This is a genomic window from Herbaspirillum sp. B65 (assembly GCF_000333555.1).
Classification (GTDB): domain Bacteria; phylum Pseudomonadota; class Gammaproteobacteria; order Burkholderiales; family Burkholderiaceae_D; genus Herbaspirillum; species Herbaspirillum rubrisubalbicans.
The window spans coordinates 1-1,610 of sequence record NZ_BADI01000894.1 but is presented as its reverse complement, the minus strand read 5'-3'; the positions used below and the strand labels follow the sequence as shown (position 1 = coordinate 1,610).

Sequence of the window (1,610 nt, the reverse complement as noted above, 5' to 3'; positions counted from 1 at the left end):
CTGGCGATGAGCCGGCCATGTCTTCGGCGATCCGTTGCTGACGCGCGCGATCGCGCTCCTCGGCCTCGGCGATCTCGCTCGGCTTGGCGGTACCGGCCGCCATCGCGCGCCGCAGTTGCATCATCTGCATCATCTCGGTCGCGCTTTGCGGAACGTTGGAAATGTAATGGATGTCGCCATCGAGCCCGATTTCCTCGGCAAAGCGCGCCGTGCGTTCGGTCGCGGTGTAGGAGCCCTGGGCCGGCAGCAGCAGGAATACCGGGTAGCGTTTTTCCTTGTCGCGAAAACGTCCTACGCACCAGCGGATACCCTGTTCCATCAGGCGCCAGCCCATCTCGCGGTCGACCTCACTCTGGTTCAAGAAGGAGTTGCGACCGGAGGTGCCGCTCGAACTCATCACATGGTGGCCATTCTTGCGCAGAGCGTAAATCCAGTCGTCCATGTTGTTGATGCCGGCGTAATCGATGCCTTTGATCGGATGGGTCGACAGGGTCTGGAGCCACAGCGACATGCGGTCCCAGCGGCCCTGCTCGACGAAGCTGTCCGGGTAGCTCTTGTAATTGGCGTCGGCAAACAGCAGCGGTACCAGGTCGGCGTGGCTGCGCACGGCCTCGACGCCGCTGTCGCGGGCGCGGATTTTCAGCACCGGGATTTGCTCGCGCCGCTGAGCGAAGCGCTCGGCGGCCGCTTCCAGCTGCAGTTGGTAAAGGTTCGACGGCGCGTTGCGGAAAGGGTCATCGATGGTGGTCAGCTTCAGGATTTGTTCAAGTGCGGTCATGGAAAGTTCTCCTCCGGGTTCCGTTGATGTAGTGATCATGCTGGACATGTCACGGTGTTTCGTCGCCTTCTTCGGTGATCCATTTCATGAAGCGGTGCAGGGGAATGGTCGCGTCGTGCGGCATGCCGCCAAAGCTGCCCGGCGCATTCGCCTCGCCCAGCGAAACGATGCGCTGGACGCCGGCGCTGGCGAGCCCGTCGCGCAGTTCGCGCTTGCGCGACGGCGGCCACACACCAACGGTCTGGGTGGCCACGGTGACATAGCGCAGCGCGTCGGCCAGGCTGCTCACCTGGACCACGTTGACGGTCTTGACGTTGGGGTGGAAGCCGACCGGCTCGTCCGAACGGACCACCAAGCCGCGTCCCTCGTAGCCACCGAAAACGGCGTATACCGGTTCGAGCATCTTGAGCATGTCGACCTCGTCCCGGATATCGGCCGGGGTCGGCAGGTAGTGACCGCCGCCGTAGCGCACGTCAATGCCCATTGCCTCGGCCAGCAGGGCGCTGTAGCGGTCGCACTGTTCGGTGTCGCCTTCGACAAACTGGAAACGGCTCGCGTTGCAGGCGTCCTGGTTGAAGCTGAGGACGTCGGCCGCGCCGCGCATGGCCACCTCGCGCAATACCTCATCCGAACCGAAGGCCTGTTGGCCGACCATCGAGATCGACACCTTCGGGTCGTATGCGATCATCTCGAAGCCCGGACCGACGTAGCTCTGTGCATGGCGCACCGCGCTCTCGCCGCCCCACACCACGATCTTGTCGAAATACTGAGCGCGGTACAGGATCGATTCGACCGCCACGTCGCCCCCTTTCCAGTAAGCGATCGAGAATGA

At 63.3% G+C, this 1,610-nt stretch carries 1 protein-coding gene and 1 pseudogene; both read right to left on the bottom strand.

The window, feature by feature from the left end:
- Positions 1-826 (bottom strand): annotated as a pseudogene (locus I5W_RS21140) (hypothetical protein); the annotation flags it as partial.
- Position 827: 1 nt separating this feature from the next.
- On the bottom strand, positions 828-1,610 hold a 783-nt coding region (locus I5W_RS21135; protein WP_044530709.1), incomplete at its 5' end, for an acyl-CoA reductase.